Here is a 22,703-nt window from a genome sequence, read left to right on the forward strand (position 1 = left end):
CAAGTAAGGCATGTTAGATGAGCACTCAACAAATGATGTTGAGTGCTTTTTTGATTCGAAGTTCTTATTCTATGAACTTTTATATGCCCTACCGCTACTTCTTCAAACTGATTGGCAATAGGTGAGCAGGAATATTTTATACTAGAAGGTAAACGTAAGCCATTTAGCTGAAAAAAAGAAACTCGTCCGATCATACCTTGGGCGAGTTTCTACTATACTTGCAGCATACCTTTTATTATTAACTAAAAATTATTCAATCGTCGTACCTTCTATTGAGATATTTTATTGATGCACTTCTTCCCCCTGATAAATTCGGAAAGCTGGAACAATTGTGTCAGAAACAATTTCTTTTCCTTTTTCACGAATGAAATCCAATTTGTAGTAAGCATCAAATCTTTGGCTAATTTCTGTCTTCACCAACTCTGGTGGCGTTACGACAATGAATTGGAATTTAAGTTTGTCAGCAACAGCAAAAATTGGATCAAGGACATGGGCTGACGCCGCTTGTCCAAATGGGTTATCACAAACCAACGGGACCCAACTCTGATCGGTTTCACTCTTAACCGATAATAGCATCATCATCATCACCATACGGGCTGATAGTTTTTGCCCACCACTGCCGTCGGATTTCGTCTTCGAACCTTGATTGATCGTCTGCCATGTTGAATAATGTTCCTTTTGTGGTTTCCCGTACATAAAAGCATTATCTGTTCTCATGTTATATACGAGTAACTCTGGATATCGATTCCGTAAGGATACAAATAAAATTTGTTCATCACTGATGAGTTCTTTTATTTCTTGTTCTAATGCCCGGTTATTATCATCTATCAGATCAAATTGATTTGTAATTTTATTTATGGCCGATACGAAATGCTGCTTTAATAGTGGTTCAACATCTTCAGGTCGTTTCGGTAATATATCCTCTTTTAGCTGAACAAGTGGGAATGAGCCAAGCTCATTTTTCAGTTTCATTTTTGCAATCATCGATCGAATCGCCTCAGATATACTCATAACCTTCATACTCGCACGACTCGCCCAGAAGTTTTGAGCCCTTTCAGCTCTTTCTTTATCACGCTCTAATTGCTCTAAACCACTTTGTGAGAATAGCTTCATATTTTGTATGACGCTTTCTATGTGAATATAATGCCTTGTATCCATATGATCGAGTGTCGTTAATACTTCATTTTTGAAGCGAATCTCCCAATCTTTTCCTTCAATTGTAAGTTTTAAATTACGTAATGATTGCTCAATTTTGGCATGCCTTTCTTGGCCTTCCTCCTGGATTGCTTGATGGTCTTCACACCAGGCTAAAATACAGGCTTTACCTTGGCTCTTAATCTTTTCGATCTCATCATTCGTGAAACTGGTCGCTTCCTCTTTGAGGATAACAGATAAAGTTAACAAATCTCCCTCATAGCTAGCGATTGTTGTTTCAGCCTCTTTTTGTAGTTTCTCGGTCTGTTTGATTTCCTCTTTTGTTTTCTTAGTAAGGTCTTTTATTTCGACTTCTTTTATATTTAAGTCAAGATCCTCCCATTCTTGAGGCTCTGTTTCATGCTTGGCAATCTTTTTCGCTGCTTTACCACGTTGTTCCTTTGCATGCTCAAGAGTTGTTTCAGCTTTTGTCACAGCGGTTCCTTGTTGACGTTCTTCTTTTTCTGCCTGTCTTGCTTCCTTCTGAGCTGTTTGTAACATTGTTTCTAATATACTGATTGGCTCATTTGGCTCGGGCGTTTCTTTCCAATCCTGGCTATGGGCACTCAGCTTTTTCTCTAATTTCTTTTGCTGCTTTTGCTCCGCTTCTTTCTTAGCCTGGATTATGAGTAGTTCCCTCGCCTGCTCTTCCTTAGACTTTTGAAGTTGCTTTAACTCTTCCATTCTCCCATTGATTTCTTCTAGTAGATGTGGAGATAGATTTGGTATTTCATCACAAGGGTCTGTCTTCTCTTCAGTTGGAAAAGTTGCTCCTTCAATAAAAATCGCAATCTCTTTTATATTTTGTTCTGTTTTCAGTTTCCACTCCAAATACGTTTGGTTCCACTGTGCTTCTAAGCCAACAATCGTTTCATGCTCTTTAATGATTTCCTGCTGCTTGGTAACAAATGCTTCTTTTTGTTTTTCTTTTTCCAACTTAACACGTTTGTTTTCCTCATTAATAATCTTTTCTTTTTGAAAATCCTCTAATACTTCTACATCTTTTGACAGTTTTTCTATTTTTCTAACGGTTTTATCTAGCTGCTCCTTTAACCGAAGCTGTAACTCTTTTTCTTTTTCCGTCTGTTTTGTGATGTCCTGAAGATTTACTCTCTTCACTTGAAGTGCACTCTGTTCTTGAGCAATTGTCTTTTCTATATCAATAGATAGATCGTTTGAGACGAATCGATCAATCTCTTTTAACATCGCACGCAGTGAGGATTCTGTTTTTCCAATCTCAATGAGAGTATCTTTCTTTTCTTCTATTTGTTTCGCAATCTTTATTTTCCAATTGTTAAACAGGTTTTTATCTGTTAATAGTTCCCTTTCCGTACCATTTACTAGTACAAAAGAGCCATGGATATTGTCGTTGCTTTTCATTTCTTCCCGTAAAAATATCGGAACAGGGCTGTTAAACATTCTTACTGAAAGAACCTGCTGATTAATTTTCTGCCACTGATGTTGGTTGACGACTAATCCAAATGGAAGTAGTGGGTATGCATTCAGATGATAAGCCATCTCCTCAGTATCTAACGATTGAAGGAATTGTGAACCATAAAACACATCAATACCTGTTTTTTCATCAATCCACTCCTTAAGCTCCTTCACATCTTTATTTGCAACCCAAAAAGGCTCATCATTTAATGTATGGTCGAGTTGGGATTCCCAAAGTTCTTTTTTGAGTTGCTCCGCATCTTGTTGATTTTGTTCAAGCATATCTTCAAGTTGCAGGGAATAATTCGATAGTTGAGAATGTGTAAACGGGATTGTGACTTCAGGTAACACCCCATGAAGCCTCTCGTAAAGCTTTGCTTCCTTCTGCTTCTGTTCCTCATTCGCTTTTTCTAATTCTTTGCATTTTTCCTCTGAATGCTGAATCAATTGAGCAAGTGTACCTTGTGCTTCTGCAAGTTGATTTTGTTTTTCATTAGAAGCCTTTTCTTCTGCTTGCAACTCTAAAAGTCTAGTTTGTCGTTCTTCTATTTGATTTTTAAGACTACCGATAAAACCATTTAAATCATATGTTAAACGGTCACCATATGTCTCAATTAGCGCCTCTTCTTTTGTTTCAAAGGCTTGAATTTGAGTAAAGAGGAAATCAATTTCTGTAGATGCTTGAGCAATTTCCTTTGTTTTTTGTTTATCCTGACGGGAAAGCTCTGTTCCTTGCTTCTTTAAATATTTCTGATACCCAAAATGCTGTTTCACCGCTTCTTGTACCTTTTGGAAGGCTTGTTCCCAGTCGGTTTCTACCTTCTTTTTTATTTCATCCATTCGTTGATTCACTTGCTCTAAACCACTATTTTGCTCCAGTGTTTCAATCTGCTGTGAATGAGAACGAATCGTTTGTTCAAATTCATGCCACTCTTTTAAGAGAAGTTGAAATGAGAGTTCTTCTTTTCGTTCCTGCTTTTTTAGAACATTTTCTTCTAAAGTTGCATGCTTTTCTTTTTCATCAACTAGCTTCTTCTCCCATTCAAGTACTTCTCGATGGGCCATTGCATATTCCAAGTTGTCTTTTTGAAAGCGTAAATCGGCTTGCTTTTCCAGCAACTTTTCCATGTCTTGTTCTAATGTAAGCTGTGTTTCTTCTTCCGTTTTCTTGAGATGTTCTAACGCTCCAAGTAATTGTCTTCCTACCTTAATACTCTTTTCAACTATTTCCTTATGTTCGATTCCTTTTGCTAGGTGCTCTTCAAAAGGGACAATATCCTCTAGAAATTCTTTGTGAGCTTGCTCTCTTTTTAATAGAACAGGCAAATCCTTCGCAATGCTTGCCTGACTTTTAAAGATTTCTACGAGGTCATTCTTTTGATGCTCAGTTCGATGTAACACCTGACTAACGGTTGGAATAATTCTTTTTTGGAACAAGGAATGGTCATCCTCGGCTCCTTCAAAGTATTTTCCAACTCCACCTTCATCTTTATTAATGTCCTTCATAATGTCCCAGTCTTTACGGTTAATTCCATAAGTATCGAGGATTCGATAATGCTTCTTCGTATCTCGATATACATCATAGCCATTCCATTTCAGATAATCCTTTAATTCTTCTGTATCTGAGACTTCGTCATTTTCATATAAAGGGATATGCTCAAGAGCAGCGACTTCATTCTGTTCAAATTCTCTCGTATAAAAGGTTATATTCGGAATAATTTTCGCCTCTTGCTCCAAGGACTTCCTTTCACTTTCACCTTCATCACTCATGGAAATCCGTTGTTCTGCCGAGAACATTCCTCCAGTAATCAAATGCCTACGGTCAGACCCATCCAATTCCCACTCAATGGCAACGTGGAAGGTGTATGGAATAAATTGCTCTTTATTATTGAAAAAGAACTGCTGATAATATCGATTGTTTTGTTTGCCCCATGCAGTTCCTGGCTTAATGATTTGGAAGATCGTTTGCAGGAATACCCCTTTTCCACCACCGTTCATCATTGCAATGAGACCATTTGAAGATGTTCTCTCATTATGGAAGTTAAATGTGGTGTCCTTATATTGCTTTTGCATGCCATCATACTTAAGGCCAACAATTCTAATTCGGTGAATTTTCGGCATGCTCGTCCTCCTCTTTCGTCATTAATTTTTTAAACATTTCATACCGATCATAATCATGATATAGATATTCAATCCGTTCAAATAGTTCATTCTTCGGAATCACTTTTGGAATGTCGTCGCGATCAAGAATAACGATTAAACCTTCTGTCTCTAACATCCGCATACTGCTCGCAATTAAACCAATTCTCGTTCTACGATTACCTTTCTTTATTCCGTAATCGTCTGTATCTACCTCCATATACTTCCAAGCTACCACAACTTCCTTCATATCAATTCGTTCTTCTTCTCCAAAGGTAGGATTTGTTTTTAGCATGCTATCCCAATTCTTCATAAGGTCATTGACGTGCCGCTCTATTGCGTAATAGCTTATACCTTCCCGTTTCGTACGGACTTTAGCAGCTTGGTTCCTGTCAATGCTTGCTAAAAAGGACATGATAATGATGCTCATAAGATGGAAGTGTTTCTTCGTTTCAACTTGTCGGTGCTTGTCTTTCATGTGGGTGAAGTTCGTAGCAAAAACAGACCCTGTAGGCTGAACAACTAAGTGAATACGTTTTGGAGCCTCAATTATATATGTACCAGATTCATCTGCTAATACTAGAACAGTCTGCCTTACTTCTGGCTCAAAATATGTCTGAAAGTGTTCACTATTTTCATCGATCACTTTCTCTTTTAGAAGAGTAAAATAAACAGCCGATGCTTTTTTTATGGTATCTGTATTCATCGCTTCTCCTCCTGTATACAAATTTTAAATGGGGTGATCTTCATTCGATGCCAAAGAAGCGGTTCTGCTCTATGATCAAATTTTGTATAAATTTTCATCCCCTCAAACATTTGAAATTGAGGATATTCCTTCATCAATTTAAAAAGAAGAATCTCCCTCTCATCACTAAGTGTTTCTTCTTTCCGATACATCACTTGAATTTTTAATGGCTTTTTATCAAACATCATCCATAAATCTATCGTTTCTGATTCTTCTAGCCACAAATCCTGCACCTCTAATGGTAAATCTTTTAAATCAGCTAGCGAAAATTCACGGTATGTTTGTAAATATTGAAAAACATAACTCCAAGCCTTCACAACAGAATCCCAATTTGTCACGCGTTGATGGGTAATGCTCTCAATTGGTTCCTCTTCTTCAGCATCAGTTAACTGTTGTTTTTCATTAAATTCTTGTTCTCCCCAGATCCAGTCTAGTGGCAAAATGAACTCATTCTTCGGCGAAAATAAAGAAGACATTATCGTTTCAATTTCCTCAAAATGACTAAATCCATCTTTCATTAACCAATTTTCATAAAAATGCTCTCGGAATGATACGAGGCTGTTTTCCCAAAACAGTGAAGGATTCTCTACCTTTAGCTTCATCTCATAGGAGATATTTTGAATGACAAGCTTCGCGAAACGATCATGTAATTGTCTTGTATGGCCAATTTTCTCCTGAAGTAGAACTAGTTCTTTCTGGATAGGATCATCAGCCTCATTCCTACGTTTCGTTTTTTCAATCATACTTGTGATCGTACGGAAATGGTTTTTTTCTTCTTCAAACTGTTTTTCGATTTCTTCTCGGTTATTTGCCCGTTGCCATTCTTCCTCCATTAGGAGAATTTTGGGATTATTAATCATTTCCTTCTGGAAAGAAAACTCCCTTGACATTAACCGGTTTACTCGAGAAATAAGGTGATCCAGGTTTCGTGTAGCTTTTCTGAAATTCCCATTTTTAATAAGCTGCATACTATACAGTTGCTCAATCGTGATTGAAAATTCCTCTGCCATTTCTCGACTCATAAAGATCATTTCTTGAGCAATCTCAGTGAGTTTATATACAATCGATCCACCTATTTCTAAATTCGTATACAGTTCATCCATGGTGAGATAACGGAAAGTTTGCGTCTCCCAAGTTCCTCTTATTTCATCGTAATACAATGCTTCGAACGGTTTGCTAAACTCTTCTCTACCTTGATAAAGGAGACCGCTCGTAATCCGATCGATTTGCCTTTCATCTGCTAATAGTTTCATTTCCTTAATCGAGTCTTCTACCATATACTTAATATCCGTTTTACGTCGATTGTCATCATCATTTAATTCTCGATAAAAAATGGTGAGGAGGACGTGCATGAGTATAGTTTGCAGATGGGGTCTTAACTCCCCTACATCCATTCCCCTCCCGAGCTCAAACAAAGGATTTAATCGTTGCATTCGCTGGGCGAACCCTTCCCATGACTCGTTCACATCCATCTCCTCCATGTTTCGCTTGTTAGTACTTCTTGCGGAATTCGTTTATTTTCCTCCCATAACTGGATTAATAATGCTTGTTCCTCTTCCGTAAACCATTGAAAAAAAGCATCACGTATTCTGAGGTTTTGTGACTGCCCTTGTTTTTGATCATTCCTTTGTTCAAAGCAATCGAGCATTTTGCGATAAATCTTCAAGGCGGGCTGAATGGAGCATTCTGGATATTTTTCAATCAACCTTATGAGGATACCGTATCCTGCTGCATCTAAATCTCCAGCATAATAGAATAAATACGGCTTAGTTGGAAACATTTGAAAGAAGTATGAAAAGCTACGTTCAATTTTTGTTCCTTCACCATAAATAATTAATTCTGGTTCATAGTCTAGTAAATCAGCTTCCAATAACTTAATAGATGTATGGAAGAAAGATAGATTCTCGACAATGAGAACCCTTCGAATTTGCTGTAATTCTATCCCCTGCTTCATCCAAAAAACAAAAGGCTCTCCGTAATTCACCATTTTTAGTTGGTCTTCTGATATTCCAAGTCTTGTTAAAAACCCTTTGCCTTCAGGGAAGGTATCAGCATCTAGAAGAAATTTCTCATGACCAAATAGTTCTAGACTTCTTTCCTCAACAGATACCATTTCACGCTCAGAATGAGACTTTAAAAATGCATAAACATTTTGGATTCGCATCCATTCCTCTTGGGATTGCCATTCTGGATTTCGTTCGTAAAAAGAAAAATCGAAAAGATCGCTTAACTTCATCATTTCAAGCCGGTCCCACTTGTTTTCCTGATTCTTTATATTCACCCAGTAAAATAAAGAAAGTGCTGGAGTTCTTCCATTAAATTGTTTATTTTGAATCGGAGTCAGTACCCCTTCAGCTTGCAGGGCTTCTATCGATTGATAGAACAATGTATACCCATCCAATTCAAAATAATCATCCATTAGCTTACGTAACTGAAACTCTAAATCATTTATATTAATCTTCTTTTTCTGCTTTGGGTGTTGAATATCTTCAATAAAACCTCGCACCCTTGCTTCAATGATATTAATTGTACTCACCTACTTGAATCTATACTTTTTCCTATGACTGTTTTCTCAACCATTGTTTTTAATACCAATGAGCTTTTACTAAAAATTGAAGCCCTATTAACGTTTACGCTCTACATTTATTATAAACTAGATAATCACGATGAGGTAAATGGATTAATTTTCTAAAAATACAAATAGGAAGTGACGCGCTTGAGGATAATACTTATTATTCTTATAGCCATAAAACAAGAAAAAACAGGAAACCTTAATAGGTCCCTGCTTCTTAAATCTACTACAATAATAGTATTTTCTTAGATTTAATATTAACTTAAACTACGCTACGGTGCTATCAGTTTTTTTATCAGGGAGCATTAAACTTACAACTATCCCTACAAGTAAACAAATAAAGAAGGTTCCAGCTCTTGCAGAGACAATTGCTTCTAATGGAGAAAGGGTCCAGATAATGGCACTGAAAAATCCAGTAATAATCGTTGCAACGACTCCTGCTCCAGATGTTTTCTTCCAGAAGAAAGTTAAAAGAACAACAACCGAGAAGGTATTACCAATACCTGCCCAAGCAAACCCAACTACTCCGCCAACAAACGAATCCGACAACAAGGAAATAATAATACCTAAAATACCACCGATAACAACTGTGATTCTTGAAATCGCCACGATTTTACGTTCTGATAATTTAATCCCTAAAGACTTATGAATAATGTCCTCACTGACTGAGGTTGTTACAACTAATAATTGTGAGGAAGCCGTTGACATAATAGCAGCCAAAATAGCCGCAAAAATAATACCAGCAATCCAAGGGGGTAATAACTGTGATACCATATAAGGCAAAATCATCTCAGAGTCTGCGATCGTATCCTGCTTATATAAAACAGAACCAAAGATCCCGACTAAAAAAGCACCCGCATAAACGATGATCGTCCATATGTATGCAACCCACTTTGCACTTTTTAGTTCTTTATCGTTGTTGATCGCCATAAAACGTGTACTTAGTTGTGGTTGTCCACCTAGAAAACCAAAGAACCAAGAGAAATTCGTTAATAGCATAGCGCCAAGTGCTAGTCCAGAAAGACCACCTAACCATTGATCTGCTCCATTATCCATTGCGGCTAATGAGGCAGAAATTGATAAATCATGATTTTGTATTTCTATAAATGCTGCGAATGGCACGATAATAAAGGCGAATACCATAAGAGCACTCTGAACAGCATCTGTCCAAACAACAGACATGAATCCTCCCATGCAGGCATAGGCGATAATAATCATGGCAATGACGATCGTTCCAAATGTAATATCGATTCCTGAAATGGAATACAAAGTCTTACCAGTACCAGAGAATTGTCCAGCTATATAAAATAGAGAAAATGTCCCCATGATGATTGCCGATAATAGACGAATAACTGTCCCATGTTTTGGATATTTAGCAGCAAAATAGTCTGGTAGCGTATATACACCATACTTTTTTCTTTCATTCATGAACCTCTTCGATAAGAACACCCATGAAAATATAACTCCTAAAAACATACCTGATAATAACCAGATACCCGACAGTCCCGCTAGATAAATAAAGCCTACTGCCCCTAAGAACATATAGGCTGATTCAGCAGTCGCTCTTTCTGAAAAAGCTAGAACCCAACCAGAGAGTTTACCTCCTCCAAGAAAGTAATCGGACGAATCTAACTTTTTTCTACTAAAGTAAAATCCGATACCTAATAAGACTAAGAGATAAATAGCAATTTCTACATAAATAATAATGCTACCAGATGTGACATTCATAATGAAGTATTTCCTCCTCTTTCAATCCATACTATTCATATATGTTTTACAACAATATTATAGTATACTATAATTATTTTTTAGAAGTGTCAATATACTAATAGGAACTATATTAATAAGGAAGTGCGATAGATGAATAAAGAAAGAGTCCAAATCCCACCATTGTCCATGCACAATATTACAACGAAGCTCTTCACACATTTGGAAGCATCTGTTGTTTCTGAGTTTGGAACTGAAGGAAAAGACTTGCTACAAAAAGGAGTAGAGAACTTTGGTTTCAAGGATGCAGAAATTATTGCAAAACAAGGAACGATAGATGGGGAAAATCACACATTATTTAATTACATTCCGATGAACCATTCCGATGAAATTAAATATCCTAATCTAACAATCTATGCTTTAATGGCGAAACTATTTGCACAAATTAGTAAAGCAGTTGTTGATCGATTCGGAGAAAAAGGGAAAGACGCTATTCGTGAAGGCGTTCGAACCTTTGGAGAAGAACGTGGTCGTGGTATTGCTCAACGCGCACGTGCAAACGGTGAAGAGAATTCAAGAGAAAACTATTTAACAAACTATGATATGGGCAGAAGTGAGTTATTTACTTATACAACAGAATATAAGCCTGGTGAGATTGAACAAAACTTTACGGTATGTCCGTTTGGACAACAATGGGCAGATGACAACATGCATGAATATGGGATCTTATATTGTCAAATGATTGACCCAGCAGTTGCTAAAGGATTTAACCCAGAGTTTGAGGTTGAACATGATAAATATATTTTAATAGATGGGAATTGTCACTTCCGCTTTAAATTGGCAGATAAAAAATAAGGTAGGGTCCTCCCTACCTTATTTTAGTCATTCGTGCTGTTATTTAATTAAACAAGTACAGCTGATAATTTCTTTGCAACTGCCTCAACTTTTTCAAGTCCTTCAGCAATGATTTCTTCAGCTTTGTCTGGTGCTGCAGCATGGCCTTCAATGATGACTTCATCTGTGATTTCCATACCAAATACGCCACCAGCAACATTTTTAATATAAGTTGCAGCCATTTCCATTGGCGCTGCTTCAGGTGTTGAGTAAATACCACCACGAGCACTTAAAATCACAGCTTTTTTGTCAGTTAACAATTGAACAGCATTGCCGTTTTCATCATATTTGAATGAGTAACCAGCTTGGTACACATAATCGATAAATGTTTGTAATTTTGCTGGAATTGTTAAGTTCCATAATGGGAAGACGAATACTACTACGTCTGCAGCAGTTAATGCATCCATCGCTTTTTGTTTTGCAGCTAAGATACGTTTTTCAATGTCTGTCATTTCTTCGCCAGATTCTAATTTACCAAAAGCGTTGAATAGATCTTGACCAAGGTATGGCATATCTTCAGCGAACACATCGTAAGTTGTTACATTAACACCTTCAATGTTGTTGATGAAAGTTTCATACATTTTACTTGAAACAGCCTCTGATGCTGGACGGTTATTTGCTTTTACTACTAATACATTCATTCTATATAATCTCCTTCGCTTATCTTCGATTTAATTATCTCGAATTAAGAATATATTAATATAAAAAATTAGTCAATAAAATAGCACTTGAAATTGCTGTAAAGGACTATTCTACTATAACTACTAATGCTAAAGAACCAATAAAAATCCCCTTTAGACTACTAAAATTCTAAAGGGGATTCGTTTTACTTAAACGTTAAATAAAGCACCGTCAACAGTATATGAAGATGAGCTCACATAAGAAGCTTCGTCAGAAAGTAAGAATGTAATTACATTTGCAACCTCTTCAGGTTCACCGTAACGCTTCATTGGAACAGCATCATTATAAGCTGCTTGTGCTGCTTCTGCTGCACCTGGAGCAACATTTGATTCGATGTTACGCATCATTTGTGTATTAATTACCCCAGGGTTTACTGTGTTTACACGAACATTGAATGGTGCTGCTTCTAAAGCCGCAACTTTATTAATACCCATTACAGCATGTTTTGAAGAATTATATAATAACATGCTCGGTGAACCAATTAAACCTGCTACTGATGAAGTATTAACGATGGAACCAGATTTTTGTTCTTTCATAACAGGTAGTACATATTTAAGGCCAAAAAGTACACCTTTTACGTTAATACCATAAACGAAGTCAAAATCTTTTTCAGTAATTTCTTCAAGTGGTTTTGCTGGTCCTTCAACACCTGCGTTATTTACAAAACCGTCAATACGACCAAATTTTGAAATGGTTTGATCTACATATTGTTTAACATTTTCCTCATTGGAAACATCTGCTTTTGCCACTAAGCTATTTTCTTCTGTTAAACCAAGCTCCGCTTGTACAGACTTGATTGCGTCTTCATTTAAATCAACTAATACAACTTTCCCTTTGTTGTTTGCTATTTTACGTACAACTTCTTTCCCGATACCACCTGCTGCACCTGTAACAATAACTACTTTTCCTTCAAAATTCATATTAACCTCTCCTTATTCATTCGGATTAGCTTTATAATAATCTCGAATTTAATTATCTTGATTGCGAGATAATTTTATTATAGTACTATCTTAATAACAAAGCAAAGAATACGCTTTAACTTCACAACAATAAAATTATATAGATATCAATATAGAAGTTTTATTAACAAAGCAATCTCAGATTACTGTCTTGAAGGCAGTTGTAACTAATGGAGTTTTGAAGGAAAGAAGTTTTTTGTTGGCAATGAAAGAAGTGATAATCTTGGAGTTGTTTTAACGTAAAGTAGTAAATTGGAAGAGTGCAGAAAATAGTCTTATAGAGAATTTAGCCAAAGTACACATTTACACTTCCTTCTTTATGTGCAGTTGCTAAGCAGTTTTGTATGAATTGTAGAATTTGTCTTTGATCCCAATTGGTTGGCTCATTGTTCTGCAGGGTAGTATCCTTTGTGTTAAAGAATTTTTTGTATTCTTCTAAAGCCTTTTCAATTTGTTGTACCGAAAAAGTCGAAATACCTCCTGAACCACTTACACCTGCATAGTATTCATTGGCTTCAAGTAAACTGTAAAGTATGGTTGCATTATAGTTCGACATACCAAAACGCGCATATGCAATTTCTTCTCCCGCTTTATTTATTCCTGAAATATCATGTCCCATAAATGTTCCTCCTTGAAATATGAAAATATAATACAAAAAATTCAAACCATGACTAACTGGCAAATCCCCAATCAGGTAATAGACAGAACTTATTCACTTCCGCATTTTATCAGGATGTAATTTAATAGATGTTTGTTTGTGGATGTAAGATGATGAAATAATAAGGGGAGAATTGCAACTTAATAGAAGTAATCTAGATTTTAAGAGAGCTTATTCGTTAATTATTGTTATACTTTCGACATTTTTCTACCTCCCTTCGAAAAAAATTATATCACATAGTTTTCCATATTAAACGATCCATCCAGAAGTGATTATTACAATTTTTCGAACTTTAACATAATAATTACAAGAACTTGATATAACACACTTGGGCCCTTCTAATAAGAAAGGCCCTACCATTTAATAAAAATAAATGGAACCTGGAGAACAGTCCCCTTGTTACCTATTTATTCAAGAATGACCATGCATATTGTGCGTACAACTCTGCTCCCGTTACCATCGCATCTTCATCAAGATTAAACCTCCCATGGTGGTGTGCCCATTGGGTGTCTTTCTCCGCATTTCCTGATCCGACTAGAGCAAAGCAACCTGGTACTTCGTCCAAGTAAAAGCTGAAATCTTCACCACCCATTGTTGGCTTTTCATGATACAGCACCTCTTCACCGAATGCACTTACTGCGACATCTTGGACTAGATGTGCACTTTCCTCTCCGTTTATGACGGCCTGTGTTCCACGAACGTAGTCTACCTCAGCGCTCGCTCCATATACGGCAGCAACTTGTTCTGCATAAACACGAAGCTGGTTTTCGATATGGTCACGAATTTCAGAATCAAAACATCGTACCGTTCCTTCAATTACGGCATTTTCAGCAATGACATTAAATCGGGTACCGACTGTCATTTTTCCAATCGTTAATACGGCTGGTTTTTGCGGGTCAATGGTTCTTGAAACAACTGACTGGACATTCATTACAAACGAAGAAGCGACAATCGCTGCATCAATGCAATCTTGTGGAATAGCTCCGTGTCCTCCTCTACCTTTGAATCGTACAGTAAAAATATCTGCTGAAGCAAAGGATGGACCAGGGTTGCAGGAAACCTTCTTTGTAGGCATTTGAGACCAAATATGAATTCCAAATACATTATCGACACCTTCAACAGCCCCCTGCTTGACCATTTCCTTTGCACCTGTAGCCACTTCTTCAGCCGGTTGGAAAATTAAACGTACATTTCCAGGTAATTCAGCCTTAATATCGTTCAATGCTTTTGCAGCAATAAGGAGCATTGCAGTGTGTGCATCATGACCACATGCATGCATTTTCCCTTTTGTTTTGGAGGCATATGGTAAGTCTATATTCAATTCTTCTACAGATAAGGCATCCATATCGGCCCTCAGAGCGATCGTTTTTCCTGGTTTGCCTCCCTTTATTTCTCCAATCACACCTGTAGGGCTTGTCTTTCGATTCTCGATTCCTAACTGATCGAGATACTGTGACACAAATGCTGATGTATTGTACTCTTCCCACGATAGTTCAGGTTCACTATGCAATTTTCTACGGATCGTAACTAGTTCTTCATTATATTGTCCGATTGCATGTTTGATTTTCTCATTCATCATGTCATTTCATCCTTTATTTTAGTAATGTTACAAAGGTTCCAGCTAAAATAACAGAAACGATTGTAACTGTGATAAAACCTCCTACCAACATTGGTGGCAGCATATGACTTGTTAATACTTCTCTTTCCTTTTCATCCTGTGTTAATGATTTAATGACTTCATTGGTAATAATATAGTCAGCTGGGAACCCGTATAGGGCTGTTAAGGACACGGCGAAAGCCATGTTTTTGCTAACTTTCAGTACTTTACCTACTATGAACGAAAAGATATACATACCGACTACTCCTAATCCAATACAAACCACAAGCGGTGTTAAGATCTCGAGCATCATGTTAGGAGTCGCATGCTTTAACCCATCAAAAATGAAAACCATAAGAACCATAATCGCTAGTCCGAAGCCATTTGCTTTTTGGAGGGAGTGTTTTTCAAGAAATCCAATACTCCTCCCGATTACACCGAAAAGCAAGCAAAGAACAAGGGCATTAATTTCCACAATTGGAGCTAAAGAGGTTGATGTTAAATAAGCAAGAAATCCAACAAATGCTAGCCTTAAGAACTTAAAGTATTCTGTATTATATTTTGCAGGTATCTTATCTATCCACTTTACCTTGCGCTCAGTTTCCACTGTTGCCGCAACTTCCGCTTTTACATCTTTTACAACAGACAGTTGACCACTTCGATATTGCTGTAACAATCTCTTTCCTTCTTTATTTAATACGATTGATGTTAATGGATATCCAGCAAATCCTTGCACCACATAAATCACAATCGCAAAAACAGATAAACTTGTTAGTCCAGCATTCGCGGCACCTTCTGACATGATTATGGCTGATACGAGTCCCCCAACTAACGGTGGAATGGCTACAATTACGGTTTGCACATCAAAAATTAGAGTCCCTATGCCAAATAGGATTGCGATTATTCCGACAATTCCAGATAAAGCAATTAATATCGTCTTCCACTGTCCCATTAATTCTTTTAGAGACAATAATGTTCCCATGTTCACAATTAATAGATACATCATCATTGTTGCTACAACGGAAGGAATACCTGCTAATGCCACTATATCTTTAGGGAAAAAGGTCCAATATCCTACTAAAAATAAGACAGCACACACAAACACTGAAGGTATCCATGCTTTTGTTTTCACAGAAATAATGTCTCCGATATAAAGAATGGATAGTAGAATAACTAAAGCAAGCATTTGAGACATTTTGTGTCATCTCCCTTTTATCTTAATTGTTATTATTTTTTTAATATAATAACATCTCACTTGTTTAAATAATAGTATTTTCTGAAATTGGTTGATATTTCATAACTCTGGTAATGTAAGTGTTTTTATTTGTTCTGTCCTTATTATCCCAATATAAAAACCAGCTAGTATGTCTTTTATTTTGACATGATAGCTGGTTTAGTTTCTTAAAACTATTTAATCTTTATTAATCATCTTCTATTATTCATCATGATTCATAAATTTTGATTTCATCCAAACATCTAGACTCGTGGCTTAACCCTATACCTTAAAACCGTTTTTAGTTTTGAGGGATCAACTTTTCTTGCATCTGAAAGATAGATCTCTCTGTGTACAAGTGTTGCGATTTCAAGTTGATTTGTTTCAATAAATTCATTCATTTTTTTGAAGCTTTCTGGTTCATCATCATATGGTCCGACATGAAGCATTTGGACAGATAAGCCATCTTCCATCACGCCAAAAGTTACATCTTCTAGTAATGGGTGTGGTTTCTTTTTCCTCACTTTTTCTAAGGCCTTCGCTACGACCTCTTCGGTCACAAATTCTGGCTGTCTGATCATGATAGTATAGACTAATTCATCTTTATTTAATGTATCTTGTTTTCTCCCCGCTTCGGTTAAATCCCATATTCCTTCTAAGGGGTAGACTGTATACTCAAAATAACCTTCAGGAGTATAGCCACCTTTTGGCATCATTCGGATTGCGTAAGATATTGAATACAGGACATTTATTCTGTCTGAGAAATCCTCACTATTCGGATTTCCTTGACCTTTTATCATTAAAAACTTTTGCTCTGGAACAGTTACAAGTTCTGGTTTGCCTTTTGGTATATATAAATTTTTCTCATGTTTTCTCCACTCGTGTTTCATACATTACTCCTTATACTTTGCTAATTGCTATTCTTTTATTAAGAATACAGTTTACCCCAAACTTTGTTGATAAGATATTATTCATTTTTTATAACATACGATGTGATTTCTTTTAGTGTATTTTTACCAGGGCTAACGAACCGATACACGTTACAAAACGAATATATACGATCATCTTCAAACTTCACAACGCCATTTGCAGCTGCTGTATGACCGTGTGTGATAATATTTGTTAGTTCAATTTCAATTATTTGCTTCGGCATTTTGTTTACTAATGTCTGAATCACTTCTTCTCTACCTAGCAGTGTAGTATCGTTTACAATCGTCCAGTTAATATCTGTTAAAGTATGTTCTGTTATAAAGTCGATATCTTTTTTCGCACATGCTATGATAAATTCCTTAAGAATTCTCTTTTTCGGTGCATTATCACAATCCTTAGGGCTTATGATCTTCATGTCTTGATTATTTGATTGAATATTGACCATTTTTCCTCCTAATCTTCTTTCATGGTTGTTTTCTTAAATTTTAACATTTGTCCCTCAACCACACAAAATTAGTATGTAACTAAGATGTTTCTCTGTTTCATTAAAAAAGAGATTAGACTATTTGCCAATTTCTTATTACGTTCGTTTTAATTTGACTTTAAAGCAGAGACTTTTTCTTTTTTGACCTCATTCTTATAGATTAATCTTTTAATAGTTGGCACCGCAAATCGGTCCAGCCCATAATAAGATCTTGCTGAGCCAATTAATACTAGAATCATTGCGACTATAAAGAGTTTTGTATCGAGACTATTTAAGCCAACGCCTGCCAATATGAAGTTAATATTCATGAATGCACCTGCAAGTAATGCTGGGATTGTGGCTAAACCTATAATTAAGCCTAATCCAACTAGGAATTCACCCCACGGAATAAGAATGTTAAAAAGCTCTATATTCGGTAATACTTGTGTTTCCAGAAAACTTGCATACCACCCTTGAACCGTAGGAGAATTCCCCCTAGCGTTTGCGATTGCCCCTTGTATAAAACCACCTGCATCGAATCCTTGCTGCTTAATTTTATAATAACCCGCTTCTAACCATTGAATACCTAGCCAAATGCGTACAATTGTCCAAGCGATTGCCATTTTTGTTCCAGTTAAAAACCTTAACATGATAAATCTCTCCTTTTATTGTGAATTTATTCACAATTGTTATCAAAAAAATAGTGAGCTGCGACTTTATCTATATGATGCTTCCATTTTAACTAGAATGATTGCAAAAGAATTTGACCTAGGTCAAATTTTGAAGAAAACTTGGACAATATGGCAATAAAACAAAAACAGGACCTCCCCCATGTTGCGGGAAAACAGTAGTCCGCTAGGAGGAAATCCTTTTATTCATTATTCACCGATTTTTAGTTTTCCATTTATCCTTTGTAACGTTCCTAGAATACTCATAGCTGCTAAATAGCTTGTCTTTGGATTTTCAGGAAGGGGATTATTGGCAATTGTGAAGGTCGCTTCCCCAAATTCACCTGTAATATCCACTTGATGGATGTTCTTATCTACATGTGGATCAGCCAAGAGCCGTACGTTTGTCTTCTCTATCCCAACACCTGCTAGTGACAGAACGATAGAGACATTCATATTTTTAGGGAATTTTCTAATGGCGTCAACCGCCTTCCCATCAAATACAACCTTCTCCTCATCAATGGTCTCTTCGATAAGGGAGCTGGCAGGTTTCCGAGTTGTTAACGTAACTTTTGTGACTGTACCAAGGGCATTTGCATTTTGCAATAAGTCCAATCCACCAACTGCACCAGACGGCAAGTAAACATGGTTGTTATACTCTTTTACAAGATTACTGATCTCTGAAAGTAGTGCTTCATCTGCAAGTGCACCTACACTGATTACCATGACATCCTTTTTCCTTAAGGCAGATGGCAACAATGTTTTCACTGCCTGTATGTTCGCTGCCTCTACAACCATATCAATTTTTGAATCAAGAAAGGCTTCAAGATCAGTATATAATGTTATCCCGAACCTTGATTCTAAAGACCGATACTTTTCCTTATCACGTACCAATAAACTTTTAATCTGCAAAATCTCATGTTTGTTTTGATTGATTTCCTTTAATAAAAAATGGGCAATGGCACCTGCACCAATTAAACCAATATTCATGATAGGCCTCCTTAGAATCTAGTAGTAATACTCAGCAAGGTGGATGAACGACAAATAAGCTTATTTTAACGCTTGTTTTAACCATTTTGCCGTCAATGTCTCTGTAGCGATCATCTCTTCAGGTGTTCCTTCGAAGATAATCGTTCCTCCTTGTTTTCCCCCTCCTGGACCCAATTCAATGATCCAATCGCTCGCAGCAATAAAATTTCGATTATGTTCGATAATAATGACCGAATTACCGTTGTTAACGAGTTTTTGGAATAAATCTAATAGTTTTTCACTGTCTTCTGCGTGAAGTCCTAATGATGGTTCATCTAAGAGGTAGATTTGTCCTTCCTTTTGTAAGTGACTTGCGAGTTTTAAACGTTGAGCTTCCCCTCCACTAAGAGAACTCGTCGTTTGTCCTAGGGTCAAATACCCTAAACCTACCTCTTTTAACATATCCACCCTTTTTATGATCTTTGGTATTTTAAAATAATGAACAGCTTCTTCTATTGTTAATTCCAATATTTCCACGATATTTTTACCTTGATATCGATAGCCAAGTGCCTTCTCTGAATATCTCGTGCCACCACATGTTTCACAAGGAATTGTCACGGGATCTGCAAATGCAACGTCAGGCGTTATGATTCCTTTTCCTTTACAAATCGAACATGCCCCTAAAGAGTTAAAGCTGAATAAACCAGCTGGTTGTCCAGTTTCTCGTGAAAAGATTGTGCGGATATCATCCATGATTCCCATATATGTAGCAAGAGTCGAGCGATTAGATACACCAATACTGCCTTGTTCTACCATTATTGTTTCTGGATATTTATCCGCGAACGCTTCCAACATTAAGGAGCTTTTACCTGAACCTGACACACCACATATAGAAACTAACACATTTTTCGGTATCTTCACGCTTACATTTTTTAAGTTATTGTTATTTGCATTGTTTATAGTAAAATAGCTTTTTGTTTTTCTAGGATTTTGATTTGTTTTTACCTTGTTTCGTAGGGCAGTTGCAGTTGGAGAATTTTTTAGACCTTCTACATTTCCTTGGAATACAACCTCTCCTCCGTTTACACCTGCGCCTGGTCCCATTTCTATAATTTCATCAGCTATTTTAATAACAGATAGATTGTGTTCAATCACAATGACCGTATTATGTTGGGCTTTTAACCTTTTTAGCATTTGGATTAATAGATCCACTTCTTCTGGGTGAAGCCCAGCACTTGGTTCGTCAAATACGTATGTAATATTGTTAAGACTACTTCCTAGATGACGAGCAATTTTTACCCTTTGTGCTTCCCCACTTGAAAGGGTACCCATTTTTCGTGATAGACTTAAATAGCCCAGTCCCATGTCAATTAGTTGTTTGACAGTTGGGATGGCTTGTTGGGCAATAGATTCTCCCAACGGATCTTTTATGTTCTTTAGTTCTTCTAGTAATTCTGGAAGCTCTAATTGATCATATTCTGCAATATTCAGCCCATTTATTTTACATGATAATACCGTTGGATTAAGACCAGATCCTTGACAGGTTGGACATAGGACTCGAGTTGATACTGCAAATACATCATCTTGAGAAACTTCTTTAAGCTTTGATATATCTCTATTTATATAAAGTCTTCTAAACCGGGGCAATAACCCATCCCATTCGTGATCTTGAGGTCCGTTTTTTGTGTGGAAAGGGGCAAAGACCCTTTCACCTTCACGGGGACCATATAATAATAGGTGGAGCTTCTCATCTGAATAGTCTTTTATCGGTAAATCTGGGTCGAATAAACCACCCGTCATCATCCATCTACCTTGCCATCCAGATGGGGATAATGGTTTAAATTTCACCGCATATTCCCGAAGTGACTTTTCAAAATCAATCATCTTATGAAGGTCTGGTGAAACAACATCTCCAAATCCACCACATTCTGGACACCTACCAAAAGAACTTTGGCTTGAAAAGTCAGTTGCAGAACCAATCGCAGGCTTTCCTATTCTAGAGAACAAAAGTCTAATTAATGGGTCAATATCCATATAAGTTCCTACTGATGAGCGAGAATTACCACTAACTTGCCTTTGTTCAACTACAATTACTGGACTTAAATTCCGCATTAAATCAGCATAAGGCCTTTCATACCTCGGCATTTGATTTCTGACATAGAGGGGATAGTTCAATGTCATTTGTCTTCTACTTTCTGTTGCTAATGTATCAAAAACAACTGAACTTTTCCCTGAACCTGACAATCCAGTAAATACAATGATTTTTTCTTTTGGTATGTTTAAATCTATATTTTTTAAATTATGTTCCTTCAGCCCTCTTAAGATGATCTCATCTTTTATCTCTGACATTTCTTCTCCTTCCTCTTTTTCTATCATCCTTATTACGTTTACTACAAGTCTAGCCTTTCCTGGCAGTGAATATAAATGGTGTATAAACTTCCCTTACTTTAAATAGTAACAAATGCCCCCATGAAATCACAGGAATGTAGCTCTTTCCACTACCTTATCAATGCTCCATCCTATTAAAATACATAGGGTTACTGTTTTAAGGCATGTCAAAGCACCCATGTAAAACAAGAAACATAATGAGTCGTGAAGGATGTAAATCATGACATGAAATAAGCCCAATCTTTGTATGATTGGGCTGATTGGGCTTTAATTTTCCCTATATTACTTGAAGAGACCAGATTCGTTAGGCTATCTCGCTTGCTGGTATATTAATTTACCAATTATCCCACTTCGTATCCAAAATACCCATTTCTTTTAACAGACTCACTAGAAGGGAGTCTGTTTCAGCTGTTAATGCATCTTCCGTACAAGAATTATGTGGATTGTAGCTTAAAGAATGTGCTTCTTCTAAAGTAGACTCGGCAATAAAGTTTGTTGCATTTGACCCCTCAAAACACACAGGAGCAATATAGGTTTTATGTGTGTGTTCCAGTATAACTCTTGTGTCTGAGGCCGGTTGAGTATCTCTAGGGATAAAAAGACTGATAAGAACTACTGCAATAATGATAATAGGTACCAAAACAAATAATTTTTTGGACATTTACTTACTCCTCTGAGACTGATTTAAAAAACTTATTTAAAACAAATATTGATGTAAACAACATCACTTCATTCATTTTACAACTCCTTTATCATGTTAAATAGTTACCTAGCAATAATAGCACCTACTTAGAAAAAAGTCGGTTATTTTGCTGCATTCAAATAAAATAAAAAACAGCAGTGGGATATGTTCAAAACCACTGCTGTTCTCATTAAAATTATTTAACCAGTCATCATGATGATACTTAATCGCATTATCCCCTGTATTTAATCGTTAACCCTTTTAAGAAGTTCCTGGCAAAATTATCTCCGCATTCTCGATAATTTTTATGTCCTTCTTTTCGTAAAAGTGCCCCTAATTCGCCTTTTGTTACCCGTAAACCTACACGATCAAAAATATCAAGCATGTCTTCAGTCGTTAATGCTAATGCGATTTTGACTTTCTTTAACAGAAGGTTATTCACATTTCCACTTGTCTTTAGAGAAGGTTCTGGTGGAGCTGCCTGTCCTGGTTTAGGCTCTTGTTTTCCTCTTTTATAAATAATAAGACCATTTAAAAATGAATCTAACATACTATGAGTACATTTTATTTGATCTTCATTCTCAAATTCATCATCTTCGTCAGTCTTTGTAAGAATCTTTACCACTTCTGGTACTGATACGTCCACGCCACCAAGTTTAAAGATTTCGGCCATTTCTTTATTTTTAATGTCCAATGCATATCTTAATCGGATTAAAATGTCGTTATTATCCATACTGGACCTTCCTTCTTCGTATTTGTCAGCATCTGTTACCTAAAGAAACAGATACTTCATTGTAATCGATAGAGTTT

Annotated in this window: 18 protein-coding genes; 1 reads left to right on the forward strand and 17 read right to left on the reverse strand. The window is 36.6% G+C overall.

The genetic code is table 11. The annotated features are described in order from the left end of the window. Window positions 1-282: 282 nt before the first annotated feature. The 5 genes from ACWPVE_RS05525 to ACWPVE_RS05545 all read right to left on the reverse strand — a co-directional run bounded on the left by ACWPVE_RS05525 (window position 283) and on the right by ACWPVE_RS05545 (window position 9,812). Window positions 283-4,749 carry a hypothetical protein gene (locus ACWPVE_RS05525; RefSeq protein ID WP_453991441.1) on the reverse strand — a complete coding sequence of 1,489 codons (4,467 nt, stop codon included), beginning with the start codon at window positions 4,747-4,749 and terminating at the stop codon, window positions 283-285. Further along, on the reverse strand, window positions 4,727-5,473 hold the full coding sequence (locus ACWPVE_RS05530) for a DUF6063 family protein (protein WP_453991443.1): 747 nt from the start codon (window positions 5,471-5,473) through the stop codon (window positions 4,727-4,729). The genes ACWPVE_RS05525 and ACWPVE_RS05530 overlap by 23 nt, the downstream gene beginning before the upstream one ends. Then, window positions 5,470-6,984 (reverse strand): hypothetical protein, encoded by a 1,515-nt coding sequence (locus ACWPVE_RS05535; protein WP_453991445.1) that lies wholly within the window; start codon window positions 6,982-6,984, stop codon window positions 5,470-5,472. The genes ACWPVE_RS05530 and ACWPVE_RS05535 overlap by 4 nt, the downstream gene beginning before the upstream one ends. Continuing rightward, on the reverse strand, window positions 6,975-8,048 hold the full coding sequence (locus tag ACWPVE_RS05540) for a Wadjet anti-phage system protein JetD domain-containing protein (RefSeq protein WP_453991447.1): 1,074 nt from the start codon (window positions 8,046-8,048) through the stop codon (window positions 6,975-6,977). Before ACWPVE_RS05540 ends, ACWPVE_RS05535 begins: the two co-directional genes overlap by 10 nt. A 303-nt stretch (window positions 8,049-8,351) precedes the next feature. After that, complete coding sequence (locus tag ACWPVE_RS05545) at window positions 8,352-9,812, reverse strand: sodium/proline symporter (protein WP_453991449.1); 1,461 nt, start codon at window positions 9,810-9,812, stop codon at window positions 8,352-8,354. A gap of 132 nt (window positions 9,813-9,944) precedes the next feature. On the opposite strand from ACWPVE_RS05545, the gene ACWPVE_RS05550 reads away from it, so the two are divergent. Further along, on the forward strand, window positions 9,945-10,646 hold the full coding sequence (locus ACWPVE_RS05550; protein WP_453991451.1) for an L-2-amino-thiazoline-4-carboxylic acid hydrolase: 702 nt from the start codon (window positions 9,945-9,947) through the stop codon (window positions 10,644-10,646). A gap of 47 nt (window positions 10,647-10,693) precedes the next feature. On the opposite strand, the gene ACWPVE_RS05555 is transcribed toward ACWPVE_RS05550, so the two are convergent. From ACWPVE_RS05555 to ACWPVE_RS05610, 12 genes are all read right to left on the reverse strand, one after another. Then, complete coding sequence (locus ACWPVE_RS05555) at window positions 10,694-11,326, reverse strand: FMN-dependent NADH-azoreductase (protein WP_453991453.1); 633 nt, start codon at window positions 11,324-11,326, stop codon at window positions 10,694-10,696. Window positions 11,327-11,515: 189 nt separating this feature from the next. Beyond that, entirely contained in the window at window positions 11,516-12,286 is a 771-nt protein-coding gene (locus ACWPVE_RS05560; RefSeq protein WP_453991455.1) for an SDR family NAD(P)-dependent oxidoreductase, read from the reverse strand. 325 nt (window positions 12,287-12,611) lie between these two features. Next, entirely contained in the window at window positions 12,612-12,944 is a 333-nt protein-coding gene (locus tag ACWPVE_RS05565; protein ID WP_453991457.1) for a hypothetical protein, read from the reverse strand. 442 nt (window positions 12,945-13,386) lie between these two features. Continuing rightward, entirely contained in the window at window positions 13,387-14,562 is a 1,176-nt protein-coding gene (locus ACWPVE_RS05570) for an amidohydrolase (protein WP_453991459.1), read from the reverse strand. Between the two features lie 13 nt (window positions 14,563-14,575). Beyond that, window positions 14,576-15,775: a hypothetical protein gene (locus ACWPVE_RS05575; RefSeq protein ID WP_453991461.1), complete on the reverse strand. Its 1,200-nt coding sequence runs from the start codon at window positions 15,773-15,775 to the stop codon at window positions 14,576-14,578. A gap of 281 nt (window positions 15,776-16,056) precedes the next feature. Beyond that, window positions 16,057-16,683, reverse strand: coding sequence for a GyrI-like domain-containing protein (locus tag ACWPVE_RS05580; protein WP_453991463.1), 627 nt, complete (start codon window positions 16,681-16,683; stop codon window positions 16,057-16,059). A gap of 77 nt (window positions 16,684-16,760) precedes the next feature. Next, complete coding sequence (locus ACWPVE_RS05585; protein WP_453991465.1) at window positions 16,761-17,168, reverse strand: hypothetical protein; 408 nt, start codon at window positions 17,166-17,168, stop codon at window positions 16,761-16,763. Between the two features lie 146 nt (window positions 17,169-17,314). Further along, window positions 17,315-17,836, reverse strand: a complete 522-nt coding sequence (locus ACWPVE_RS05590) for a DoxX family membrane protein (RefSeq protein ID WP_453991467.1) — start codon at window positions 17,834-17,836, stop codon at window positions 17,315-17,317. Window positions 17,837-18,064: 228 nt separating this feature from the next. Then, the gene (nadX, locus tag ACWPVE_RS05595; RefSeq protein WP_453991469.1) at window positions 18,065-18,844 is read right to left on the reverse strand and encodes an aspartate dehydrogenase; all 780 of its coding nucleotides are present in this window, start codon (window positions 18,842-18,844) and stop codon (window positions 18,065-18,067) included. 60 nt (window positions 18,845-18,904) lie between these two features. Beyond that, on the reverse strand, window positions 18,905-21,172 hold the full coding sequence (locus tag ACWPVE_RS05600; RefSeq protein WP_453991471.1) for an ATP-binding cassette domain-containing protein: 2,268 nt from the start codon (window positions 21,170-21,172) through the stop codon (window positions 18,905-18,907). Between the two features lie 373 nt (window positions 21,173-21,545). Continuing rightward, window positions 21,546-21,872: a hypothetical protein gene (locus ACWPVE_RS05605; RefSeq protein ID WP_453991473.1), complete on the reverse strand. Its 327-nt coding sequence runs from the start codon at window positions 21,870-21,872 to the stop codon at window positions 21,546-21,548. A 253-nt stretch (window positions 21,873-22,125) separates the two neighbouring features. Further along, on the reverse strand, window positions 22,126-22,626 hold the full coding sequence (locus ACWPVE_RS05610) for a DUF1456 family protein (protein ID WP_453991475.1): 501 nt from the start codon (window positions 22,624-22,626) through the stop codon (window positions 22,126-22,128). Window positions 22,627-22,703: the final 77 nt, after the last annotated feature.

This window comes from Bacillus nitroreducens (assembly GCF_964021195.1).